This window comes from Enterobacter cloacae complex sp. EB5, assembly GCF_031432835.1.
GTDB classification, from domain to species: Bacteria; Pseudomonadota; Gammaproteobacteria; order Enterobacterales; family Enterobacteriaceae; genus Enterobacter; species Enterobacter hormaechei_C.
The window spans coordinates 163,143-185,674 of sequence record NZ_CP133860.1 but is presented as its reverse complement, the minus strand read 5'-3'; the positions used below and the strand labels follow the sequence as shown (position 1 = coordinate 185,674).

Sequence of the window (22,532 nt, the reverse complement as noted above, 5' to 3'; positions counted from 1 at the left end):
GGGCGAAAGCCCCTCTTTTTTAACATTTATTTGTAAAGTCTAAAAGAACATCTTTTCTATCAGAAAAGACATCTACCGAACAAGAAGTAAATATCTTAACACCATTCGAAATAATCTTTTTCTTTAACTCTAAATTGTTAGAGAACTTATTTTTGTATGTGATGTCATAGTAAGGAGCTACCGCTCCGATACCCCAAGTGCTTGAAAGATATTGCGGCATGATAGTTTTAAAGAATGGGTATTTTCTAAAGGCAACTTTAGTAGGAAGAGAAACTGGAGGCCATCCTGAAATATTAATGTTGTCAATGGTCTTTATACCGTTTTGATGCAGCGCGGAAGATATTGAAGTCAGAATAACTGAGTCAAATTTATTCTGATGCTTTATGGCATTGTTGAATGAATAGGATATGTTAATTGAGTTGGCTGCAAATATAACATATGCCAGATATGATATTTTTTTAAATCCTATTAGTCTGTGTGCCATGAAGAATACAAGGCATAGCGTTAAGCCAAGTGACATTAGCACGCGAGGCATAACATAGTCTGATTTCACGGCTAGAGAAAAACCAGAGAACATTATCAGTGAGAATGCAAAACTAACTACTAATAATATACGATCTTGTATTTTGTAATCACGTGAAAAAGCGCACCTGATTACACAAGCTACTGATATTGCCAAAGTAATTACTAAAGTAGCCTTAACAATAGAAGGCATTGAGCCTATCACAGGATCAAGATTTCGACTAAAAGCATCATGTAATCCGGTAAGAATTCCATTATGAAAATCAATAAACTGAGAATTTCTCAAGGCATATTCATTTGGCGGATAAATTTTTTGCACCACTTGGGTGTAAATCGTGAAACCGGCAACAAAAGAAATGGCATTTAATATCAATCCCTTGATATACCCGCTCTCATGTTCAAGTATTTTTACAATAACAATAAAGGCTGTCATTGTAACAAAAAGAGCAGAAGAAGGCTGATACATTGACATGACAGAAGTTACTGCGACGATTTTCCAGACGACATCGATATAACTTCTATTGTAAAAGAAATATGCTGAAGCAATCGCGACTACTATAGACGCACCCATGGTGGCACTATCAAATGAAAATACTGCATTACCTATAAACATAGGATTTAAAAATATTAGCGATGCGAATGCTGATGAGAAATATGAAGGTCTGTTAGATGATATGGCCCTTGAAATTATAATGGCGGATATTATCATACATACCATACCAAGGATAAAGGATAGAGGAGATACATCAGTTATCATACCCCCTAGATTTAACACCTTCATTAGTACTGTTGTTAGCGGTCGGCTATCTTTATCCCAATAGCTCGGATCTCCAGAAACAGCCCTATATAAGTCGTCCTTAAATAATTCAGCATTCAACAAAAATGGAAGGCTGAATAAAGCGGCTAGCAAAAATATAAGTTTATCTGACTTATGAAATCTCATTTTTTTCCCTTAAGAATATATCTCGGTCTTTTCTTAACTTCTACATAGATTCTGCCAATATACTCACCAAGAACTCCTATCCCGATTAACTGTATGCCACCAAGGAAAAGTACAGAAACCAGCAATGAAGGATATCCGCGTACTGCATTTCCGAATACCAGCGTGTCGAAAATCATCCATGCACCATACAAAAACGCAGCACCGGCAACTAACAGGCCGATGTACGTCCACATGCGAAGCGGGAAAGTAGAGAAGCTGGTAATCCCCTCTAGGGCAAGGTTCCACAGTTTCCAGCCATTAAATTTCGTGCTGCCGGCCACTCGCTCGGCCCTGGCATACTCAACAACATCGGTTCGCCCGCCAACCCAGCTCAGCACACCCTTCATGAACAGATTGCGTTCTGGCATTAGCTTAATGTTTTCCACTACCTCGCGAGACATCAGACGGAAGTCGCCAACGTTTTCTTCGATCTTTGGATTGCTGATTTTGTTGTGCAGCTTATAGAACCACTCAGCGGTCTTTCGTTTCAGGCGCCCGTCCGTAGAGCGGTCTGATCGCTTAGCCAGAACCATATCGGCCCCAGCCTGCCATTTCTCTATCAGGTGCGGAATGACTTCGATAGGGTCCTGCAAGTCAACGTCAATAGGGATAATTGCTTCACCGGTGGCGTGATCAAGACCAGCGAAAAGCGCTGGTTCTTTACCAAAGTTGCGAGTGAACGACAGTGGAACCACAAGCGGATCGGCAACAGCAAGCGCGTTGATAATTGATTCTGTAGCGTCTTTGCTGCCGTCATTGATGAAGACTATCTCTACTTCATGCTGCTGAAGCCCTTCAAATTCCCGAACCGTTTTATAAAAAATCGGTATCGCGTCTTCTTCGTTGAAGACGGGAACGACCAGAGAAATTTTCATTTCGCATCCCTAAAGACAATGAACTTTGAATAAATAAATCCGCACACCAGACTGATGGCGGAGAAAAGAATGAGAGTCACGATCGGAGCCATGCCAGACTTATCGGCAGCCCAACCAACAGCTGCGCTCAAGGTTCCCATAAACCCGACATACAGCATGTAGCGCATCGTACTTGTCGAGGACTTAAAGGTGAACCTGGCGTTTGCAAAGAAACTGAATGACACTGCCACGACGAATCCGGCGAAGTTACCAAGCGCCTGACCTGTGTGAAACGCGTATATGCAGATAGCAAACACAACCCAGTGAATGAGCGTGTTAATGACGCCGATTGATGTGTACTTAGCAAAGAGCTTTAACATTATATATATCAGTCAATTCGGAAAGGTCTGAAGTTTAGCACCACTGTGAAACTTGATCGACCCTCATATTTGACGATACTGTATATGTATACAGTTATTTTGTGAGGTGATTATGCCACGCACAGCAGACATTCATGCCGCGTTTGTTGCGGCCATAGAGTTAAACCCCAAGGGGTATCGTTACCTGACCACAGACGCATTCATAGAGAAATTGCGGCAGTTCAACTGGCACTACTCGCGCGAAGAAGCGAATGCCTGGATAGAGCGCAACCAGCCGGGCTTCGCTGATAAGACCACCGACGGCAGCGATAACCACTATTGGATCCTGCGTAACATGGGGAGGGTGCACTGATGGGATTCGCATCACCAGCTGCTGATTATGTTGAGCGTCAACTTTCCCCAGCAATCCTGTGCAACATCGGGGCGGATAGTAGGTTGCTCGAAACTGATATGGGGTTTGCGGTCATAGAGCCAGCAACGAAAAAGACGCCTGGAGATGTGTTGTTAATTTTGTGCGACGGCCACACACAATTTGCAAAACTCATGGGCAAGGCACTCATTACGGATGATGGTGAAGCGATTGAGGGATCAGCGCTTGAAGAAGTGGAAGTGCTGGGTAGGGTGACGTTCTTCATCAATCGTGCATTAGATGATGATTGCCCTGCAATATAGATAAAGTTCCCCATGCGTCACTGAAAAAAACCAGCCATAAGAGGCTGGTTTTTTGTGTAGTTTGGTCGGCACGATAGGATTTTGCCTCCATCGCATGATGGCCATCCTAAAGCTCAAAGGAAGTTTTGCATAATCACTTCTTCAAAATCGCATTCCCCAAAATAAAAGCTAAGCGAATGAAAAATATAGTGAAATTTAAGGATGAAAATGCAATAAAATCAGCCAGAAAAACATGGTTAACTGGCTGATTAATAACATTTAATTGGAGGTTGTAGAACTCTGCTTCTGGAACAGTTCCCGGAAGACCGGATAGATGTCATCCTGGTCTCGAATGTGCTGCATCGCAAAGTTATCGAACATCGCTTGCAGATGCTCATACTCACGCCACAGCGTCTGGTGGGCGCGACGGGTAATTTCAATGTAGCTGTAGTAACGCACCACCGGCAGGATCTTCTTCGCCAGAATTTCATGACACAGCGGCGAGTCATCCGCCCAGTTATCGCCATCCGATGCCTGCGCGGCGTAGATGTTCCACTGCGCCGGATCGTAGCGCTCCTTCACCACCTCATCCATCAGCTTCAGGGCGCTCGACACGATGGTGCCGCCGGTCTCCTGCGAGTAGAAGAACTCATGTTCATCCACCTCTTTCGCCTGAGTGTGATGGCGGATGTAGACCACCTCCACGTTCTTATACGTTCTGCTCAGGAACAGATAGAGCAGAATATAAAAACGCTTAGCCATATCCTTGGTGGCCTGATCCATTGAACCTGATACGTCCATCAGGCAGAACATCACCGCCTGGCTGGAAGGCTCCGGCCGTTTTTCGTAGTTCTTGTAGCGCAGGTCGAACGTGTCGATAAACGGCACCCGGTCGATCTTCGCCCGCAGTTCGGCGATCTCTTTTCGCAGGCGCTCCTCTTCCAGCAGTTGCGCCGGTTCCGTGTTTTCCACCACTTTCAGGCTGGTTTCCAGCTCGCGCAGTTCGCGCCGTTTGCCTGCCGTCATCGCCGTGCGTCGCGCCAGCGAGTTTTGCAGTGAACGCACCACGCTGATGTTGGCGGGCACCCCGTTTGCGGTATAACCCGCGCGATGGGTTTTGTATTCGTTGAGCTGGCGGTGCTGATTCTTTCTCAGATTCGGCAGGGCCAGATCCTCAAACAGCAGGTCGAGATATTCGTCTTTTGAAATCTGAAAGACGAACTCGTCCTGGCCTTCACCGTCCTGGCTGGCCTGTCCCTGACCGCTGCCAGAACCGCCGCCTCCGCCTTGTGGCCGCTCGATTCTGTCATTCTGGACGAAGTGGTCATTACCTGGGTGCACGCGATGGCGAAGGCCGCCACGCCCCTGATGAAACATCGGTTCGCTGATGTCATCATTAGGGATGGAGACGGATTCGCCGCTGTCGACGTCGGTCACCGAGCGTTTGTTGATGGCCTCGGAGATCGACTGTTTAATTTGCGCTTTATAACGGCGCAAGAAGCGCTGGCGATTCACCGTGCTCTTGTTTTTGCCGTTAAGACGCCGGTCAATAAACCAGGTCATATATCCCCCGTACTGCATTTGCCAACTTGCAGCGTCCGTAAGTGCCGGACATTTTGTTGGCCCGGTAAGCGCGTTACCGGGCACTTGTTTTAAGACGATTTACGCACGCGCAGATACCATTCACAGAGCAGGCGGACCTGTTTGCGGGTATAGCCTTTCTCCATCATACGGTCGACAAAATCGTCGTGCTTTTTCTGCTCGTCGGTTGAGGTTTTGGCGTTGAACGAGATGACCGGCAACAGCTCTTCCGTGTTAGAGAACATTTTCTTCTCTATAACCGTGCGCAGTTTTTCGTAGCTGGTCCAGTTCGGATTACGGCCGTTGTTATGCGCTCTGGCGCGCAGCACGAAGTTCACAATCTCGTTTCGGAAGTCTTTCGGGTTGCTGATCCCGGCTGGCTTCTCAATTTTTTCCAGCTCCGCGTTCAGGGATTCACGGTCAAACAGCTGGCCGGTATCCGGGTCGCGGTACTCCTGATCCTGGATCCAGAAGTCAGCGTAGGTGACGTACCGGTCGAAGATGTTCTGGCCGTATTCGGAATAGGATTCCAGGTAGGCGGTCTGGATCTCTTTGCCAATGAACTCGGCGTATTTCGGGATCAGGTAGCCTTTCAGGAACTCCAGGTAGCGTTCAGCCTGCTCCTGTGGGAACTGTTCACGTTCAATTTGCTGTTCCAGCACGTAGAACAGATGAACCGGGTTGGCGGCCACCTCCGCGTGGTCGAAGTTAAAGACGCGGGAGAGGATCTTAAACGCGAAACGCGTCGACAAACCGTTCATCCCTTCGTCGACCCCGGCGTAATCGCGGTATTCCTGGTACGATTTCGCTTTTGGGTCGGTATCCTTCAGGCTTTCACCGTCATACACGCGCATTTTTGAGTAGATGCTGGAGTTTTCCGGCTCTTTCAGGCGCGACAGGATCGAGAAGCGCGACAGTGTTTCCAGCGTTCCCGGTGCGCAAGGGGCATGAACCAGCTCACTGTGATTGAGCAGTTTTTCGTAAATCTTGATCTCCTCGGAGATCCGCAGGCAATAAGGCACTTTGACGATGTACACACGGTCAAGGAACGCCTCATTGTTTTTGTTGTTACGGAAGGTCACCCATTCAGATTCGTTAGAGTGGGCAAGGATAATCCCGTTAAACGGCAGGGCGGAAATACCTTCTGTCCCGTTGTAGTTCCCTTCCTGGGTGGCGGTCAGTAGCGGATGCAGCACTTTGATCGGTGCTTTAAACATCTCGACAAATTCCATAATCCCCTGGTTGGCGCGGCACAGCGCACCGGAATAACCGTAGGCATCCGGGTCGTTTTGCGCGTGATGCTCCAGCTTACGGATATCGACTTTACCCACCAGCGCCGAGATATCCTGGTTGTTCTCGTCACCGGGTTCAGTTTTGGCAATGGCGATCTGCTCGAGGATAGACGGCCACACTTTCACGACGCGGAACTTGGTGATGTCCCCGCCAAACTCGTGCAGACGTTTTGCCGCCCACGGCGACATGATCGTACCGAGATAGCGATGCGGAATGCCAAACTCTTTTTCCAGAATCTGCGCATCCTCTTGCGGATTAAACAGGCACAGCGGATGGTCATTGACCGGGCTGCGTTCGCCGTTGGCGCTCAGCACATAGATCGGCACGCGCTGCATCAGCGCTTTCAGCCGTTCAGCCAGGGAGGATTTACCCCCACCGACAGGACCCAGCAGGTAAAGGATCTGTTTCTTCTCTTCCAGCCCCTGAGCGGCATGCTTCAGGTAGGAGACGATCTGCTCAATGGCATCTTCCATGCCATAGAACTCTTCAAACGCCGGGTATCGGGCGACCACCCGATTCGAAAAGAGACGGGAAAGCCGTGGCTCCAGGGCAGTATCAACCATGTTTGGCTCACCAATAGCCATCAATAGCCGTTCTGCCGCATTGGCATAGGCACTGCGATCTTGCCGACAAATGGTAAGAAACTCCTGCAGTGTGAACTCTTCGTCCTTGGCAGCTTCGTAGCGCTGGCGATAGTGATCGAATATATTCATGGCATGCCGTCCTTTCGTTTTTTAGCACAGGATAAGAGCCGTTCGTATGAGTAGTGGAGGCTCCCGGAAGAGAATTTTTCGCACCTCACTGCCAGAGCAGCAACCTGTGTGCCAGGTCGAAGGCTATGAACCGCAGGGTGTTCAGCAAAACCTCTTCTTAAATTAAAGCGTAGATGGCAATTGCAAAACTTGCATACGGATAAAATCTACTTTCAATGACATATCAATAACTCATCCAAAAATTTCCACTGCGGTTATAAGCCAAAAGCGGGTTTTTCATTTATCGGTCACATAAATGAAAGCGGTATGTCATCTGAAAAATGAAAAATAACGGGTTAATCAAACGGATTAGCGCGCAAAAAATTTTGGGATGTACGGGAATGGCGGTTACACTTCACCCGCTGATTATTTGACTACAGGAAAGAATGGATTGTGACCAAACTCAAACTTCTGGCATTGGGCATCCTTGCCGCTACCGCAGCGAGCACCGTACAGGCTGAGAGCCAGTGGACTGTTGGCGCGGGTGCTGGCGTGATTAACAGCCCGTACAAGCAGTATGACCGCGACGTTTATCCTGTCCCCGTTGTCACCTATGAAGGCGATAACTTCTGGTTCCGTGGGTTGGGCGGTGGCTACTATCTGTGGAATGATACGGCCGATAAGCTCTCCATCATGGCCTATTACGACCCAACGCACTTTAAACCAGGCGACAGCGACAGCAATGCGCTTCGTCAGCTGGACAAACGCAGAAGCTCACTGATGGCGGGGCTTTCTTACGTCCATAATACCGAGTATGGCTTCCTGCGCACTGCGCTGGCGGGCGATACCCTGGACAACAGCAACGGCTTCATCTGGGATCTGGCGTGGCTTTATCGCTATACCAACGGCGCAGTGACGCTGACGCCGGGTATCGGTGTGCAGTACAGCAGCGAGAATTACAACGACTACTACTATGGCGTGTCTAAAGCGGAGTCTCGCCGCAGTGGTCTGAAGAGCTACAGCGCGGATGATGGCTGGGACCCGTACCTGGAACTCACCGCCTCGTATAACTTTCTCGGTGACTGGAATGTGTACGGTACTGGTCGTTACATTCGTCTGAGCGATGAAGTGAAAGACAGCCCGATGGTCGACAAGTCCTGGTCTGGCATCTTCTCTGTGGGTGTGACCTACAAGTTCTGACCAGAACGTGATGCATTAAAACGGGGCGCTTGCGCCCCGTTTGTTTTTTATGATGCCTGAACAATATTAGCGCTTCACAATCTTGATCGTCTGGCCTAAGCGGGACGGTTTTTCTTCGCTGGTTTTCTGCGGCGCGGTCACGCACGCGGTTTCCACGCACACGAAGGTTTTGTAACCGTCATCCGGGATATCCGCCATGCTGACGGAAAGGGCAGGGCCCGGGTTCCAGCCCACCACGTTGCTGTGGTGATGGTGAACCACATCAATACCGCGGTTCAGCGCGCTGTCGTGGATGACGCTACAGGCTTCCGGGTGCAGGTATACGCGGTCGGTACGATCCGGGAAAGTCTGCACGCCGTCGTCCAGCTTGCCTTCTTTCGCGTTATCCACTTTGTCGATAAAGGTATCGCCAAGTCCGCTTACCTTAACGGCCTGAATGTCGCCTACGTTAAAATAGGTGTGTAGGGCGGACGTTGTTTCGAATTCGCCGTGCGCTTCTAGTTCAATCTCGCAGGTTTTACCCAGCTTGAAGCGGGCATACAGGGTGAACTCGTGTGGCCACAGGGCGCGCGTTTCATCATTCGCCTGGAGCTCAAAGGTCAACACCGCGCCGTTATCATCTTCGTTGTGGGCTTTCAGCGTCCACTGCTGGTTACGGGCGAAACCGTGAGACGGTAATCCCTGCTGCGCTGACGGGCCAAACCATGGCCAGCAGATCGGCACGCCGCCGCGGATCGCTGCCCCTTTTTTGAACGAGGTGGCCTCGCTCAGCCACAGGCCTTCTTCTTCACCTTCTGGTTTCCAGGAGAGCAGGTGGGCGCCATTGAGCGCGACGGAGGCTTTAACGCGCGGATGATCAACGACGATGATATCGGCACCGTCAATCTGACGGCGGGAGAGCACAGGGGTAAGTTGTTCGACTACCGGAAGTGCAAAAATTTTATTAATCATTAAGCAATCCTCTGTCTAAAAACAATAAAAAAGGCGACCGAAGTCGCCTTTTAGGATCAAGCACTCATCTCAACTTATTTGGAGATGTGAGCGATCAGGTCCAGTACTTTGTTAGAGTAGCCAGTTTCGTTGTCGTACCAGGAAACCAGTTTCACGAAGTTGTCGTTCAGTGCGATACCTGCTTTTGCATCGAACACGGAAGTGCACACTTCGCCGTTGAAATCGGTAGATACAACGTCGTCTTCGGTGTAACCCAGAACGCCTTTCATTGGGCCTTCGGAAGCAGCTTTGATTGCTTTCTTAATTTCTTCATAAGAAGCAGCTTTTTCCAGACGAACGGTCAGGTCAACAACGGATACGTTAGGAGTTGGAACGCGGAACGCCATACCAGTCAGTTTGCCATTCAGTTCTGGCAGTACTTTACCTACTGCTTTAGCAGCACCGGTAGAAGATGGGATGATGTTCTGAGCCGCGCCACGGCCGCCGCGCCAGTCTTTGTGAGACGGGCCATCAACGGTTTTCTGAGTAGCGGTGGTTGCGTGAACGGTAGTCATCAGACCTTCGATGATGCCGAAGTTGTCGTTGATAACTTTAGCCAGCGGTGCCAGGCAGTTGGTGGTGCAGGATGCGTTGGAAACGATGTCCTGGCCAGCGTAAGTTTCGAAGTTTGCACCGCGAACGAACATTGGGGTGTTGTCTTTGGAAGGACCAGTCAGAACAACTTTCTTCGCACCCGCAGTGATGTGTTTACGAGCAGTTTCGTCGGTCAGGAAGATACCGGTAGCTTCAGCTACAACGTCAACACCGATTTCGTTCCATTTCAGGTTAGCTGGGTCTTTCTCAGCAGTAACGCGGATGGTTTTGCCGTTAACAACCAGGTGGCCGTCTTTCACTTCAACGGTGCCGTCGAAACGACCGTGAGTTGAGTCGTACTTCAGCATGTACGCCATGTATTCAGCGTCCAGGAGATCGTTGATACCAACGATTTCGATGTCAGAACGTTTCTGAGCAGCACGGAAAACAATACGGCCGATACGGCCAAAACCGTTGATACCTACTTTGATAGTCATATATTCCACCAGCTATTTGTTAGTGAATAAAAGGTTGCCTGTAAAATTACAAAAACCTTACGCAGCGTCAAGCGGAATCGTGTCAATCATTGCGACAAATCAATCCTGTGACTAACGTTTGTGCGACTGACTCGCCTCACTTTCCCTTTGAGCTAGCAACCACATGGGGGCTGCGCCCGGAATTTTAAAGGCCTCGCAGGATTAAAATGTGAAATTGATCACAATTGCCTGACCGCCTTTTCGCGACACATAAGTTTAGAACAAAAGTGCACGCGCGGGTGTTAATGTTTTGTTAGAATCTGGGATAAAAGATGTCTGTTTCAACAGCGAGATGTAAGCATATGTCGAACCAACGTAACCCCGACGATTTGAAAAAAAACCTTACAGAGATGCAGTTTTACGTGACGCAAAATCACGGCACAGAACCGCCGTTTTCCGGGCGTTTGCTGCACAATAAACGGGAAGGCGTCTACCACTGCCTGGTGTGTGATGCACCGCTGTTTAACTCCCAGACGAAGTACGATTCTGGCTGCGGCTGGCCGAGCTTTTACGAGCCTGTCAGCGATGATGCGATCCGCTACCTGACGGACACCTCGCACGGCATGGTGCGCACCGAAATTCGCTGCGGGAACTGTGACGCCCATCTTGGGCATGTCTTCCCTGATGGCCCGCAGCCGACGGGGGAGCGTTTCTGCGTAAATTCGGCTTCCATGAGCTTTACCGATGATGAAAACGGCGACCAGACCAAGGGTTGAAAAAACGATTCAGCAAATTATTCCTTTGAAAGGGAGAGATCATGAATATTGATGACATGATTGCAGGTATGACCTCAGAGGTTTATCAGCGTCTGGTGACGGCCGTTGAGCTGGGAAAATGGCCGGACGGTGTGGCACTCACACCTGAGCAAAAAGAGAACAGTTTGCAGCTGGTGATGCTTTGGCAGGCGCGTCACAATACTGACGCCCAGCATATGACCATCGACACTAACGGTCAGATGGTGATGAAAAGCAAGCGCGAGCTGAAAGAAGACTTCGGCATCACGCCGAAGCCGATTGCGACCTTCAAATAAAGCTCCCATGTAGGCCGGGTAAGCGCTAGCGCCACCCGGCACACTACACCTTAGTGCGGGATCCCAAGCGACTCCGCCAGCTGTTTCGCGAGCTGGTTTTCGTCGTCAGCCCCGTACTCCCAGAACATGGCGCCAGCCAGACCTTTCTCCTTAATGTAATCCGCTTTGATCGCCACGGAGCGCGGGTTCTCATAGGAAATCGCAAACAGCGCCTTACCGTCGGCGGATTTCACCGACAGCCACGGCACCTTCGCCTGTTCGTCCCAGTGCTCGGTAAAGCGTTTCTGCGGATCGTTCAGCAGCTTGCGGACGATATCGTTGTATTTCACATAGGTATCTTTGGTCAGATCATAGCCAAGCGATTTGAACAGGCCCAGTTCCTGCGGCCCGAAGTAGGGCTGCGTCACCGGATTTTTTTGCGCATCCGGTTTCGTCCAGTCGATCCCTGGCTCTACGGCACGTTTCGGCACGCGCCCATAGAAACCAATCCCGAGGTTCATCTGCTGCGGCTTCAGCCCGTCGGCCAGATAGTTATTCACCACATAATCGACGCTGTATTTGTCTGCGGCAGCCACGGTCGGCCAGGCGCTGGAGTCATACAGATTCGCGTTAAAATACTGAGTACCGTACGCCATGTCGTAGGTCATCAGGTTGATGTAATCGAGCAGGGGGGCAATAGCTTTCACATCCACCCAGCTTTTCGGACTTTCCGCATTCGCGCCCACCGCAATCGTGACCAGCTTTTTCTTACCAAACGCGTCACGCATCTCTTTTAACAGCGCGGTGAAATTATCCCGGTCGGCAGGGGTGCTCTCGACCAGTCCCCACGCGCCGTTAACCGGATATTCCCAGTCAAGGTCGATCCCGTCCAGGCCGTATTGACTGACGATCTCCTGCGCGGAGCGAATAAATACCGCGCGACTCTCTTTCGTTGCCGCGGCGCCAGAAAAACCACGCGCGCCCCAGCCGCCAACGGAAAGCAGGACTTTCAGGTTCGGGTTTTGTTTACGAAGCTGAGGAAGTAACGCCAGATCGGATGCCACCTTAGGTGATAACCAGATTTGATACAGTTTTGCCGGATCTTTCAGCGCGGCGTTGGTTTCGCCTTTCTCGTTGTTATAGACCAGACCAAACGAGTAGTTGAGGTGGGTGATCTGGCGGACGTCGAGTTTATTAATGTCGCCACCCGGTCCGGCGGTAACATCGCCACCGCCATTGAAGTAGCCCACGGACATCAGGGGCGCGGCGGAAGCCAGTGACGCGCAAAGCAAGGGTAATGCTGCCAGCAAGGGCAAATGTTTCATATAAGTTCCTCTTTGACCAAATAAAAATAACCACGCCACAGAAAAGGCGTGGCGAAAAACAGCCTGAAGAGAATAGCATCGCCGTTTCGCTTGTGATGCGAGGGAGTTCACTTTATGGGGATTGGGGAAGAAATGCCGGGTGGCGCTGACGCTTACCCGGTCTACAAAACCAGAGAAAGTAGGCCGGGTAAGGCGCAGCCGCCACCCGGCTAAAAAGCTTACGCCTGCGTCTCCATCCAGTCAGCCAGCGTATACAGCGTTGCGCCTTCTGCGGCCATATCCATAAACGCCTGAGCGCTGTCCTGCGGCTGAATATTCACCCCGCGACAACCGTCGGTAATGACATTCACGGTATAGCCCAACTGGAGCGCATCCAGCACGGTGAACTTCACGCAGTAATCCGTCGCCAGGCCCAGCACAATCAGCTCGGTGATCTCATGGTGGCGCAACCACGCGTCCAGCGCCGTCTTCTGACGATGGCCGTTATCAAAGAACGCGCTGTAGCTGTCGATGGTTGGGTTTTCACCTTTGTGGAACACCGCGTCGATGGCCTTCTGGTTCAGCAGCGGATGCAGCTCAGCGCCTTCCGTCTGCTGCACGCAGTGATCGGGCCAGAAGGTTTGCGCCAGCCCGTCCAGTTCGCCCTGGCTGTAAGGCTCAACGTTGTGCTGGCTGGCAAAGCTGCCGTGGTTTGCCGGATGCCAGTCCTGACTCGCCACCACCGCTTCACCACGAGCCTTACACCACGCAATCAGCGAGTTCGCGACATCTACGGTGCTGTCGCCTTCCGCGACGGCCAGCGCACCGCCCGCACAGAAATCATTTTGCAAATCGACCAGTAACAGGGCGCGTTGCTTCATGGGACCTCCTTATTCGTCCGGCGTCAGTTCACCGCGCAGGTTTTGCATCATGGCGCGGCGAATGGAATCAATATCCAGATCCTGACTCAGTAAATAGTGAAGTTTAGTCAGCGTTGCCTCAACGGTCATATCGAAACCACTGATCACGCCAGCGTGCGCCAGAGCATTACCGGTGGCGTAGCCGCCCATATTGACCTTACCGGACATACACTGGGTGAGGTTGACCACCACAATCCCGCGATCGCTCGCCTCCTGAAGCTCTTTCAGGAACTCACCGTTCTGCGGGGCGTTACCCACACCATAAGAGCGCAGGATCAGCGCCTTCACCGGCTGGCGCAGGAAGTTGCGCACCACGTCGGCGGAAATACCCGGATAAATCGTCACCACGCCGATCGGCTGCGGGGTGATGGGGTGAACGATCAGTTCGCCTGCGGTATTTGGCGCGGGCGGCGTGCCCAGACGACGGATATGGATCCCCGCTTCCAGCAGCGGTTGCAGGTTAGGTGAGGCAAACGCGTCAAAGCCATCGGCGTGCGCTTTAGTGGTACGGTTCCCGCGGTACAGCCGGTTGTTGAAGAACAGCGTTACCTCGTTGATCGGGTAATTAGCGGCCACGTACAGGGAGTTAAGCAGGTTGATCTGCCCGTCTGAACGCAGTTCCGCCAGCGGGATCTGCGAGCCGGTCACGATGACGGGCTTGCTCAGGTTCTCCAGCATGAAGGAGAGCGCCGAGGCGGTGAACGCCATGGTGTCGGTGCCGTGCAGGATCACGAAGCCGTCGTACTGGTCGTAATGGGCTTTAATATCGTCCGCAATATGCTGCCAGTCTTCCGGCGTCATGTCGGAGGAGTCCATCAGCGGCTCATATTCGTGAATGGTAAAGTCCGGCATTTCCGGACGGTGGAATTCAGGCATCAGCGCCAGCTGGCGCTGCAAGTGGCCGGAAACCGGGATATAGCCATTTTCTGAGCGCTGCATACCGATGGTACCGCCGGTATAGGCGACATAAATTGATTTCTTCTGCATGGTAATGAGTTCTTGTTCTTCAAAAGAAAAAATCCCCTCTTCACGGGAAGAGGGGACGGTTTTTAACGCACGTTCGCACAGGTCAGGCAAAACGCGTAACGGCTCTGTGGATCATTAAAGGCTGCGAGCTTGTCGCTCTCCGCTTTCATGGCTTTCGCCGCGGTCGCCACCGGCGCTGGCAGATAAGCCTGAAGCGCGTCCGGCAGCATGGCACGGACGGAGCCGGACATGCTGTCCATGACCATATCGAAGAACGTTGGTTCGTCCTGATAATAGTCCACGTGCCACTGCTTGAGCTTCGCCAGCTCCGCCGCTTTCTTCACGGCGTCGTCGAAGTCACCCAGGCTGTCTACCAGGCCGTTGCTCTTCGCGTCCTGGCCGGTCCAGACGTGGCCCTGAGCGATCTGGTCAATCTGATCGGGCGTCTTTTTACGGGAGTCCGCGACCAGTGTGATGAAACGTTTATAGCCACTCTCAATGCTGAGCTGCATCATCTCAGACACCTCAGGCGGCAGGGATTTGGTGACGGACACATCCGCCAGCGGCGAGGTGGAAACGCCGTCGGTGTGGACGCCGAGATAATCCAGGCTGTTCTCTACGGTGTTGATCACGCCGAAGATGCCAATCGAGCCGGTCAGCGTGCTTGGGTTAGCCACAATGTAGTTGGCTGGCGTCGAGATCCAGTAACCTCCGGAAGCCGCCATGCCGCCCATCGAGACCACTACCGGCTTGCCTGCGGCGCGCGCGGCGGCCAGTTCAGCACGGATCACTTCAGAGGCGCTGACGCTGCCGCCAGGGCTGTTCACCCGCAGGACAATCGCCTTCACTTTCGGATCCAGGCGCGCATCGCGGATCTGCGACGCGGTGGTGTCCCCGCCGACGTTCCCCGGCGTTTCTTCGCCGTCCATAATGGCCCCGTTAGCAAACACCACGGCGATGCTGTCACCGCTGTCGTCCGGCTTTTTCGCGGCGTAGTCATACATGCTGATGGCGCTGTAGTTTTTGTCCTCTTTACTCCAGCCGAACTGTTTGGTCAGCGCTTTTTCAATTTCAGCGCTGGAACCCAGCTGATCGACCAGTTTGTTATCAAGCGCGTATTTCGCTGTATCGCCGTCCACCTTGCGCAGGCCGTCCAGCACGCCGCGCGCGCCCGGGAAGACTTGCTCCGCGGTAATCTGACGGTTAGCGGCAATGGTGCCGAGGTAGTTCTGCCACAGCTCGCCAATCCAGCGGCTGTCCGCTTCACGGGCGGCAGGGGACATATCATCGCGGATAAACGGCTCCACGGCGGATTTATAGGTCCCGACGCGGAAGACGTGGGTGGTGACTTTCAGCTTATCGAGCAGCGATTTGTAGTACAGACCGTTAGTGGCAAAGCCATGCAGATCGACCGTGCCCTGTGGCGAAAGCCAGATCTTATTGGCAAAGCTCGCCAGATAATATTGTCCCTGGGTGTAGCTGTCGCCAATGGCAATAACCGGTTTACCGCTGTCGCGGAATTCGCGCAGCGCTTTACCGATGTACTGCATTGACGGCTGATCGGCGCCGGCAAAATCTTTCAGGTCCAGCACGATACCGGTAATGTTACGATCGTCTTTGGCCTGACGGATGGTGTCGACGATATCAAACAGGGAGTTTTCCTGAAGACGGTCTGACGTTGCGCCGAACAGCTGGCGACCAATCACGCCCAGACGGTTGCTGGTCGATGGCTTATCAACAATCACGCCGGTGATATCGAGTAACAGCGCGCCGCGCGTCGAATGCTGCGACTGGTTTGCGTTGCTGATATGCATCCAGATACCTGCGCATACCAGGACCAGGAAGATGAAGAAGATGTTCATCACCAGGTTGCGGACGAAGTTGAGCAGTCGCCACGTCCATTTAAAGAAACCGGCAAAGATTCGCCAAAGGGTTCGCATGTATTCTCCCTAACCAGAAAAGGACTGTTTCCGTCGCCACGGGACGGTAATGTGCGGTTATCGTAATGACCCAACCGCCACTTGTCAGCAGGAATCGCCTGCCACGCTGTAACAAATTCTGCTGTCGTGTTAATTTTGTGAGTAAATTTCATGAAAGGAGTTAACCAATGGACGCACTTGAACTGCTTGTTAACCGTCGTAGCGCTTCCCGCCTGGCCGAACCGGCACCCGTCGGCGAGCAGCTGGAAAACATTCTGCGTGCCGGAATGCGTGCGCCGGACCATGGCACATTGCAGCCGTGGCACTTCTTTATTATTGAAGGCGAAGGGCGCGACCGCTTCAGCCAGCTGCTGGAGCAGGGGGCTGTTGCCGCAGGCCAGGATGAGAAGGGGATTGATAAAGCCCGCAACGCGCCGTTCCGTGCGCCGATGATCATCGCGGTAGTCGCAAAATGTCAGGCCGATCATAAAGTGCCAGTCTGGGAGCAGGAGATGTCTGCCGGTTGCGCGGTAATGGCAATGCAGATGGCCGCCGTCGCGCAGGGCTTTAACGGCATCTGGCGTACCGGGCCGCTGACCGGGAGCGCCGCCGTGAGGGAAGGTTTCTCCTGCGGCGAACATGATAAAATTGTCGGCTTCCTCTATCTCGGCACCCCGCAGCTTAAAGCCTCCAGCACCATTAGCGTGCCGGACACCACACCTTTCGTCAGCCGTTTTTAATCACCCGCGCTAAACTGTCTGGATTCTGAGCATCCGCCGCAGAATTCAGACAGTCATACTTACCTCTTTATGGAATGAGCGCTACCATAGCGCGATTGAGATGACAGGAGACGTCCATGAGCGAGCAAACCATTCGTTTAACGCAATACAGCCACGGAGCCGGTTGCGGTTGTAAAATTTCCCCGAAAGTGCTGGAGACCATCCTGCACAGTGAGCAGGCGAAGTTTGTCGACCCGAACCTGCTTGTCGGTAACGAAACGCGTGACGATGCAGCGGTTTATGACTTAGGTAACGGCACCAGCATTATCAGCACCACTGACTTCTTTATGCCGATTGTCGACAACCCGTTCGACTTCGGGCGCATTGCGGCCACCAACGCCATCAGCGATATCTTTGCGATGGGCGGAAAACCGATCATGGCGATCGCCATTCTGGGTTGGCCGATTAACACCCTCCCGCCGGAGATTGCCCGCGACGTGATCGAAGGCGGACGCTTTGCCTGCCAGCAGGCGGGTATTGCCCTGGCCGGTGGTCACTCTATCGATGCGCCGGAGCCGATCTTCGGCCTGGCCGTCACCGGCGTGGTGGCGACCGAACGCGTGAAGCGCAACAGCACGGCGCAACCGGGCTGCAAACTGTTCCTCACCAAGCCGCTGGGCATTGGCGTACTGACCACTGCCGAGAAAAAATCCCTGCTGAAGCCCGAGCATATCGGTCTGGCAACGGAAGTGATGTGCCAGATGAACCTCGCCGGTGCGGCATTCGCCAATATCGACGGCGTGAAGGCCATGACCGACGTGACCGGTTTTGGTCTGCTGGGGCACCTCTCAGAAGTGTGTCAGGGCGCGGGCGTGCAGGCGCAGGTCTGGTATCAGGATGTGCCGAAGCTGCCGGGCGTGGAAGAGTACATTGCTCAGGGCGCGGTGCCGGGCGGGACGCAGCGCAACTTCGCCAGCTACGGCCATTTAATGGGTGAAATGCCGGAAGCGTGGCGTAACCTGCTGTGCGATCCGCAAACCTCCGGCGGCCTGTTGCTGGCGGTGACGCCGGAAGCTGAAGCTGACGTTCAGGCGACGGCTGCCGAGTTTGGCATCACCCTGACGGCCATTGGTGAGCTGGTGACCGCCCGCGGTGGTCGCCCGATGATTGAGATCCGTTAATTCGATGCGGTTGTTTATTGCCGAAAAGCCGAGTCTGGCGCGTGCCATCGCCGATGTGTTGCCCAAGCCGCATCGCAAAGGCGACGGCTTTATCGAATGCGGTAACGGGCAGGTGGTCACCTGGTGTATCGGTCACCTGCTTGAACAGGCGCAGCCGGATGTCTACGACAGCCGCTACGCCCGCTGGAACCTCAACGATCTGCCAATTGTTCCGGAAAAGTGGCGTCTGCAACCGCGTCCTTCCGTCACCAAACAGCTCAACGTCATTAAGCGTTTTCTGCATGAGGCGACGGAAGTGGTCCACGCGGGTGACCCGGACAGGGAAGGGCAACTGCTGGTCGATGAAGTGCTCGACTACCTTGAACTGGCGCCGGAAAAGCGCCAGCAGGTGCAGCGCTGCCTGATCAACGATCTCAACCCGCAGGCGGTAGAGCGGGCCATTTCACGCCTGCGCGCCAACAGCGAATTTATTCCCTTGTGTGTCTCCGCGCTGGCGCGTGCCCGTGCGGACTGGCTGTACGGGATCAACATGACCCGCGCCTACACCATTCTCGGGCGCAACGCGGGTTATCAGGGCGTACTCTCCGTGGGCCGTGTGCAGACACCGGTGCTGGGGCTGGTGGTGCGTCGCGACGAAGAGATCGAAAATTTCGTCGCCAAAGACTTCTTCGAAGTCAAAGCGCATATCGTCACGCCGAAAGACGAACGCTTTACCGCCGTCTGGCAGCCAAGCGATGCCTGTGAGTCATATCAGGACGAAGAGGGACGGCTGCTGCATCGCCCGCTGGCGGAGCACGTGGTCAACCGCATTACCGGCCAGCCCGCGATCGTCACCAGCTATAACGACAAACGGGAAACAGAGCCCGCACCGCTGCCGTTCTCCCTTTCGGCGTTGCAGATTGAGGCGGCTAAGCGCTTTGGTCTTAGCGCGCAGAACGTGCTCGATATCTGCCAGAAGCTGTACGAAACCCACAAGCTGATCACCTATCCGCGTTCCGACAGCCGCTATCTGCCGGAAGAACACTTCGCCGGTCGTCACTCGGTGATGAATGCCATTGGCGTCCATGCGCCGGATCTGTTGCCGCAACCGGCGGTAAACCCGGATACCCATAACCGCTGCTGGGACGATAAAAAAGTCGATGCTCACCACGCGATAATCCCGACGGCGCGCACCAGCAACGTCAACCTGACCGACAACGAAGCAAAGGTCTATAACCTGATCGCTCGTCAGTATCTGATGCAGTTCTGCCCGGACGCGGTGTTCCGCAAGTGCGTTATTGAACTGGACATTGCCAAAGGCAAATTTATCGCCAAAGCGCGTTTCCTCGCGGAAGCGGGCTGGCGCACGCTGCTCGGCAACAAAGAGCGTGACGAAGAGAACGACGGCACGCCGCTGCCGGTCGTAGCCAAAGGCGACGAACTGCTGTGCGAGAGGGGCGAAGTGGTTGAACGACAAACCCAGCCGCCGCGCCACTTCACCGATGCGACGCTGCTGTCGGCCATGACCGGCATCGCCCGTTTTGTGCAGGATAAAGATCTGAAGAAGATCCTGCGCGCCACAGACGGTCTGGGTACGGAGGCGACCCGCGCGGGGATCATCGAACTGCTCTTTAAGCGCGGCTTCCTGGAGAAAAAGGGACGTTACATCCATTCAACAGAACCGGGCCGGGCGCTCATCCACTCCCTTCCTGAACTGGCCGCCAGGCCGGACATGACCGCGCACTGGGAGTCGGTGCTGACGCAGATCAGCGAAAAGCAGTGCCGTTATCAGGACTTTATGCAGCCGCTGGTAGGGACGCTTTATCAGCTGATTGACCAGGCGCGCAGTACGCCAGTGAAGCGATTCCGGGGAATGGTCGCCCCGGGCGGCGGGGCGAAGAAACCGTTCAAAAAGAAGAAAAGCGCAGCCAAAAATACAACCGCTTAAACCGTAGGCCGGGTAAGGCGAAGCCGCCACCCGGCGAAAAGCCGCTCTGCGGCCTGAAAAAAGCCCGGTGGCGCTAACGCTTACCGGGCCTACAAGGACGAGAATGCAGCGAAACTAGATCACACCCTGTCCGATCATCGCATCGGCCACCTTCACGAACCCGGCGATATTCGCCCCGCGCACGTAGTTAGTTTGCGAGGCCTCGCCGCCGTACTCCACGCAGGCGTGATGAATGTCGAGCATGATGTGGTGCAGACGGGCATCCACTTTCTCTGCCTTCCAGCCCATTCTCGCGGCGTTTTGCGCCATTTCCAGACCGGATGTTGCCACGCCGCCAGCGTTCGCCGCCTTGCCTGGCGCAAACAGTACGCCCGCATCCAGGAACAGGTCGGTCGCTTCAATGGTGGTGGGCATATTTGCCCCTTCCGCTACCGCTTTCACGCCATTGCTAATCAGCGTCTGGGCGGCATCCACGTCAAGTTCGTTTTGCGTCGCGCACGGCAGGGCGATATCCACCGGCACGCCCCACGGCTGTTTACCTTCCAGATAGGTCAGGCCAAACTCACGGGCATAATCCGCTACCCGACCGTCACGGCTGGCTTTGATTTCGCACAGACGCGCCAGTTTTTCTGCCGTAAAGCCAGCTTCATCCACCACGGTACCGCTGGAGTCGGAGGCGGTCACCACGCGCGCGCCAAACGCCATCGCTTTCTCGATAGCGTACTGCGCCACGTTGCCGGAGCCGGAGACCGCCACGCGCATCCCCTCGAAGCTCAACCCGTGACGCTTAAGCATCGCTTCAGTGAAATAGACCAGACCGTAACCCGTCGCTTCCGGGCGAATCAGGCTGCCGCCAAACGACAGGCCTTTGCCGGTAAAGACGCAGGCGCTGTTGTTGGAGAGCTTTTTCATCATCCCGGCCATAAAGCCCACTTCACGCCCCCCGACGCCGATATCCCCGGCAGGAACGTCGGTGTCCGGCCCAAGGTGGCGATAAAGCTCAGTGACCAGCGCCTGGCAGAAGCGCATCACTTCGCCTTCGCTCTTGCCTTTCGGATCGAAATCACTCCCGCCTTTACCGCCGCCCATCGGCAGGGTAGTGAGCGCATTTTTAAACGTCTGCTCGAAGCCGAGGAATTTCAGAATCGACAGGTTCACCGAGGGGTGGAAGCGCATCCCGCCCTTAAACGGCCCAATGGCGGAGTTAAACTGCACGCGCCACGCGCGGTTGACCTGCACCTGATTGCGATCGTCCACCCACGCCACGCGGAACTGGATGACGCGCTCCGGCTCTACCAGACGTTCAAGCAGCGCCATCTGACGGTAACGCGGATTTTCCTCAAGGAAGGGCCACAGGGTGGTCATGACTTCACGAACGGCCTGAGCAAACTCGCTTTGGTGCGGGTCGCGCTGCTGAACATGGGCAAGAAAGCTTTCCAGAGAGCGTGTCTGATCCATAGATATAAGAACCTCTTATAATAATTTATGCGTGGGGCGGAGATGTTTTGTGTCGTTTTTTTGACTATACCACCCGCACCGCTTTGAGAGGCAAGCAGAAATTTATGCCGCAAGGGAAATTAATGACAGGGCGCGCGTCATAACCAAAAGCGATGACGAGATAAATTAAAGATCCCGTCGGGATCGACCGTTATAGATATAAACGATGCAAAGGAAATAAAGTCTATGAACCGTTACGCAATGGCCGCGTTATGTTTGATGGTGTCCGCCGGGGCACAGGCTGACCGCATTCGCCCGGATGTCGAGGTCAACGTGCCGCCAGAGGTTTTTAGCGCTGGCGGCCAGCGTGCGCAGCCGTGTAATCAGTGCTGTATCTATCAGGATCAAAACTATTCCGAAGGCGCAGTGGTCAGGGCGGAGGGCGTACTGTTGCAGTGCCAGCGTGATGAACGCACCCTCACTACAAACCCGCTGGTCTGGCGTCGCGTAAAAGAATAAACGCGTCCAGCAGCGGTATATCCGCCGGGGCTAAATCATACGTGAACGCGTCTTCTGGCGTGCACCATACCAGCGCCGAGTGATAATGCGCCTTCAGCTCACCGCTAAATTCAGGCACATGCCAGGCGTGGAGGTGAATCAGCCGCTGCGACACCTCTCGCTGGTGGCTTGCCACATACCGCGCGGGCACGGCCTCAATGCCGAGCTCTTCGCGCAGTTCGCGGATCAGCGCTTCCGGCTGGGTCTCACCGGCTTCAACCTTCCCGCCCGCAAATTCCCACATTCCTGGCTGATCGGCATGTTCGGGACGCTGCGCCAGCAAAATTTTGCCCTCTTTTTCGAGGATGGCCGCAACCACATCGAGTGTTTTCAGCATGTTCGTCAATAATTAATAGCGAAAAACGACATATTATCGT

The 22,532-nt window shown here is 53.6% G+C and carries 22 protein-coding genes; 9 read left to right on the top strand and 13 right to left on the bottom strand.

What is annotated here, in order from left to right:
* Positions 1-19 precede the first annotated feature (19 nt).
* Genes RHN82_RS00975 through RHN82_RS00965 form a run of 3 tightly spaced genes read right to left on the bottom strand, consistent with a single transcriptional unit; the run spans position 20 to position 2,738 of the window.
* A complete protein-coding gene (locus tag RHN82_RS00975; RefSeq protein ID WP_047051518.1) occupies positions 20-1,465 on the bottom strand; it encodes a glucosyltransferase domain-containing protein in 1,446 nt (481 codons plus the stop codon).
* Positions 1,462-2,379, bottom strand: a complete 918-nt coding sequence (locus RHN82_RS00970) for a glycosyltransferase family 2 protein (RefSeq protein ID WP_047051516.1) — start codon at positions 2,377-2,379, stop codon at positions 1,462-1,464. The genes RHN82_RS00975 and RHN82_RS00970 overlap by 4 nt, the downstream gene beginning before the upstream one ends.
* A complete protein-coding gene (locus RHN82_RS00965; RefSeq protein WP_023303502.1) occupies positions 2,376-2,738 on the bottom strand; it encodes a GtrA family protein in 363 nt (120 codons plus the stop codon). The genes RHN82_RS00970 and RHN82_RS00965 overlap by 4 nt, the downstream gene beginning before the upstream one ends.
* Positions 2,739-2,850: 112 nt before the next feature.
* Here RHN82_RS00965 and RHN82_RS00960 point away from each other — a divergent pair, with 112 nt between their 5' ends.
* A complete protein-coding gene (locus RHN82_RS00960; RefSeq protein ID WP_047051515.1) occupies positions 2,851-3,090 on the top strand; it encodes a hypothetical protein in 240 nt (79 codons plus the stop codon).
* Positions 3,090-3,410 (top strand): hypothetical protein, encoded by a 321-nt coding sequence (locus tag RHN82_RS00955; protein WP_023303504.1) that lies wholly within the window; start codon positions 3,090-3,092, stop codon positions 3,408-3,410. Before RHN82_RS00960 ends, RHN82_RS00955 begins: the two co-directional genes overlap by 1 nt.
* A gap of 258 nt (positions 3,411-3,668) precedes the next feature.
* On the opposite strand, the gene RHN82_RS00950 is transcribed toward RHN82_RS00955, so the two are convergent.
* Positions 3,669-4,952: a YeaH/YhbH family protein gene (locus RHN82_RS00950; RefSeq protein WP_023299884.1), complete on the bottom strand. Its 1,284-nt coding sequence runs from the start codon at positions 4,950-4,952 to the stop codon at positions 3,669-3,671.
* 89 nt (positions 4,953-5,041) lie between these two features.
* Positions 5,042-6,976 (bottom strand): protein kinase YeaG, encoded by a 1,935-nt coding sequence (gene yeaG, locus RHN82_RS00945; protein WP_006809140.1) that lies wholly within the window; start codon positions 6,974-6,976, stop codon positions 5,042-5,044.
* 432 nt (positions 6,977-7,408) lie between these two features.
* Between yeaG and RHN82_RS00940 the strand changes: the two genes are divergently transcribed.
* Entirely contained in the window at positions 7,409-8,155 is a 747-nt protein-coding gene (locus RHN82_RS00940) for a MipA/OmpV family protein (protein WP_017384691.1), read from the top strand.
* A 66-nt stretch (positions 8,156-8,221) separates the two neighbouring features.
* Here the strand turns inward: RHN82_RS00940 and RHN82_RS00935 are convergent, their stop codons facing one another.
* A complete protein-coding gene (locus RHN82_RS00935) occupies positions 8,222-9,106 on the bottom strand; it encodes a D-hexose-6-phosphate mutarotase (RefSeq protein ID WP_047051512.1) in 885 nt (294 codons plus the stop codon).
* 74 nt (positions 9,107-9,180) lie between these two features.
* Entirely contained in the window at positions 9,181-10,176 is a 996-nt protein-coding gene (gapA, locus tag RHN82_RS00930; RefSeq protein ID WP_006809136.1) for a glyceraldehyde-3-phosphate dehydrogenase, read from the bottom strand.
* A 341-nt stretch (positions 10,177-10,517) separates the two neighbouring features.
* On the opposite strand from gapA, the gene msrB reads away from it, so the two are divergent.
* Together msrB and RHN82_RS00920 are read left to right on the top strand one after the other, a co-directional pair.
* Positions 10,518-10,931, top strand: a complete 414-nt coding sequence (gene msrB, locus RHN82_RS00925; RefSeq protein ID WP_003857865.1) for a peptide-methionine (R)-S-oxide reductase MsrB — start codon at positions 10,518-10,520, stop codon at positions 10,929-10,931.
* Between the two features lie 41 nt (positions 10,932-10,972).
* Positions 10,973-11,245, top strand: a complete 273-nt coding sequence (locus tag RHN82_RS00920; RefSeq protein WP_047051511.1) for a YeaC family protein — start codon at positions 10,973-10,975, stop codon at positions 11,243-11,245.
* A 50-nt stretch (positions 11,246-11,295) separates the two neighbouring features.
* On the opposite strand, the gene RHN82_RS00915 is transcribed toward RHN82_RS00920, so the two are convergent.
* The 4 genes from RHN82_RS00915 to sppA form a co-directional block, all read right to left on the bottom strand.
* Positions 11,296-12,549: a glycoside hydrolase family 18 protein gene (locus RHN82_RS00915; RefSeq protein ID WP_047051510.1), complete on the bottom strand. Its 1,254-nt coding sequence runs from the start codon at positions 12,547-12,549 to the stop codon at positions 11,296-11,298.
* Between the two features lie 218 nt (positions 12,550-12,767).
* Complete coding sequence (pncA, locus tag RHN82_RS00910; protein WP_047051509.1) at positions 12,768-13,409, bottom strand: bifunctional nicotinamidase/pyrazinamidase; 642 nt, start codon at positions 13,407-13,409, stop codon at positions 12,768-12,770.
* 9 nt (positions 13,410-13,418) lie between these two features.
* Positions 13,419-14,435 (bottom strand): asparaginase, encoded by a 1,017-nt coding sequence (gene ansA / locus RHN82_RS00905; RefSeq protein ID WP_023303507.1) that lies wholly within the window; start codon positions 14,433-14,435, stop codon positions 13,419-13,421.
* 62 nt (positions 14,436-14,497) lie between these two features.
* Positions 14,498-16,354 carry a signal peptide peptidase SppA gene (sppA, locus tag RHN82_RS00900; RefSeq protein WP_032653247.1) on the bottom strand — a complete coding sequence of 619 codons (1,857 nt, stop codon included), beginning with the start codon at positions 16,352-16,354 and terminating at the stop codon, positions 14,498-14,500.
* A 167-nt stretch (positions 16,355-16,521) separates the two neighbouring features.
* Between sppA and RHN82_RS00895 the strand changes: the two genes are divergently transcribed.
* The 3 genes from RHN82_RS00895 to RHN82_RS00885 all read left to right on the top strand — a co-directional run bounded on the left by RHN82_RS00895 (position 16,522) and on the right by RHN82_RS00885 (position 20,160).
* The gene (locus RHN82_RS00895) at positions 16,522-17,073 is read left to right on the top strand and encodes an NAD(P)H nitroreductase (RefSeq protein WP_023303509.1); all 552 of its coding nucleotides are present in this window, start codon (positions 16,522-16,524) and stop codon (positions 17,071-17,073) included.
* Between the two features lie 116 nt (positions 17,074-17,189).
* The gene (gene selD, locus RHN82_RS00890; RefSeq protein ID WP_047051505.1) at positions 17,190-18,233 is read left to right on the top strand and encodes a selenide, water dikinase SelD; all 1,044 of its coding nucleotides are present in this window, start codon (positions 17,190-17,192) and stop codon (positions 18,231-18,233) included.
* Between the two features lie 4 nt (positions 18,234-18,237).
* Entirely contained in the window at positions 18,238-20,160 is a 1,923-nt protein-coding gene (locus tag RHN82_RS00885; RefSeq protein ID WP_047051503.1) for a DNA topoisomerase III, read from the top strand.
* A 114-nt stretch (positions 20,161-20,274) separates the two neighbouring features.
* Here the strand turns inward: RHN82_RS00885 and gdhA are convergent, their stop codons facing one another.
* Positions 20,275-21,618: an NADP-specific glutamate dehydrogenase gene (gene gdhA / locus RHN82_RS00880; protein WP_047051502.1), complete on the bottom strand. Its 1,344-nt coding sequence runs from the start codon at positions 21,616-21,618 to the stop codon at positions 20,275-20,277.
* A 225-nt stretch (positions 21,619-21,843) separates the two neighbouring features.
* On the opposite strand from gdhA, the gene RHN82_RS00875 reads away from it, so the two are divergent.
* Positions 21,844-22,116, top strand: a complete 273-nt coding sequence (locus tag RHN82_RS00875) for a YnjH family protein (RefSeq protein ID WP_047051500.1) — start codon at positions 21,844-21,846, stop codon at positions 22,114-22,116.
* Here RHN82_RS00875 and RHN82_RS00870 read toward each other — a convergent pair.
* A complete protein-coding gene (locus tag RHN82_RS00870) occupies positions 22,079-22,492 on the bottom strand; it encodes a pyrimidine (deoxy)nucleoside triphosphate diphosphatase (protein ID WP_047051498.1) in 414 nt (137 codons plus the stop codon). The genes RHN82_RS00875 and RHN82_RS00870 overlap by 38 nt on opposite strands.
* Between the last annotated feature and the right edge of the window lie 40 nt (positions 22,493-22,532).

Bases quoted from the DNA above. Each gene is read 5' to 3' on its own strand.
- RHN82_RS00875 (WP_047051500.1), top strand. From the start codon at position 21,844: ATGAACCGTTACGCAATGGCCGCGTTATGTTTGATGGTGTCCGCCGGG.
- RHN82_RS00965 (WP_023303502.1), bottom strand. From the start codon at position 2,738: ATGTTAAAGCTCTTTGCTAAGTACACATCAATCGGCGTCATTAACACG.
- gdhA (WP_047051502.1), bottom strand. From the start codon at position 21,618: ATGGATCAGACACGCTCTCTGGAAAGCTTTCTTGCCCATGTTCAGCAG.
- RHN82_RS00960 (WP_047051515.1), top strand. From the start codon at position 2,851: ATGCCACGCACAGCAGACATTCATGCCGCGTTTGTTGCGGCCATAGAG.
- gapA (WP_006809136.1), bottom strand. From the start codon at position 10,176: ATGACTATCAAAGTAGGTATCAACGGTTTTGGCCGTATCGGCCGTATT.
- RHN82_RS00975 (WP_047051518.1), bottom strand. From the start codon at position 1,465: ATGAGATTTCATAAGTCAGATAAACTTATATTTTTGCTAGCCGCTTTA.
- RHN82_RS00935 (WP_047051512.1), bottom strand. From the start codon at position 9,106: ATGATTAATAAAATTTTTGCACTTCCGGTAGTCGAACAACTTACCCCT.
- ansA (WP_023303507.1), bottom strand. From the start codon at position 14,435: ATGCAGAAGAAATCAATTTATGTCGCCTATACCGGCGGTACCATCGGT.
- yeaG (WP_006809140.1), bottom strand. From the start codon at position 6,976: ATGAATATATTCGATCACTATCGCCAGCGCTACGAAGCTGCCAAGGAC.
- RHN82_RS00950 (WP_023299884.1), bottom strand. From the start codon at position 4,952: ATGACCTGGTTTATTGACCGGCGTCTTAACGGCAAAAACAAGAGCACG.
- msrB (WP_003857865.1), top strand. From the start codon at position 10,518: ATGTCGAACCAACGTAACCCCGACGATTTGAAAAAAAACCTTACAGAG.
- RHN82_RS00955 (WP_023303504.1), top strand. From the start codon at position 3,090: ATGGGATTCGCATCACCAGCTGCTGATTATGTTGAGCGTCAACTTTCC.
- RHN82_RS00970 (WP_047051516.1), bottom strand. From the start codon at position 2,379: ATGAAAATTTCTCTGGTCGTTCCCGTCTTCAACGAAGAAGACGCGATA.
- selD (WP_047051505.1), top strand. From the start codon at position 17,190: ATGAGCGAGCAAACCATTCGTTTAACGCAATACAGCCACGGAGCCGGT.
- RHN82_RS00885 (WP_047051503.1), top strand. From the start codon at position 18,238: ATGCGGTTGTTTATTGCCGAAAAGCCGAGTCTGGCGCGTGCCATCGCC.
- sppA (WP_032653247.1), bottom strand. From the start codon at position 16,354: ATGCGAACCCTTTGGCGAATCTTTGCCGGTTTCTTTAAATGGACGTGG.
- RHN82_RS00870 (WP_047051498.1), bottom strand. From the start codon at position 22,492: ATGCTGAAAACACTCGATGTGGTTGCGGCCATCCTCGAAAAAGAGGGC.
- RHN82_RS00920 (WP_047051511.1), top strand. From the start codon at position 10,973: ATGAATATTGATGACATGATTGCAGGTATGACCTCAGAGGTTTATCAG.
- pncA (WP_047051509.1), bottom strand. From the start codon at position 13,409: ATGAAGCAACGCGCCCTGTTACTGGTCGATTTGCAAAATGATTTCTGT.
- RHN82_RS00895 (WP_023303509.1), top strand. From the start codon at position 16,522: ATGGACGCACTTGAACTGCTTGTTAACCGTCGTAGCGCTTCCCGCCTG.
- RHN82_RS00915 (WP_047051510.1), bottom strand. From the start codon at position 12,549: ATGAAACATTTGCCCTTGCTGGCAGCATTACCCTTGCTTTGCGCGTCA.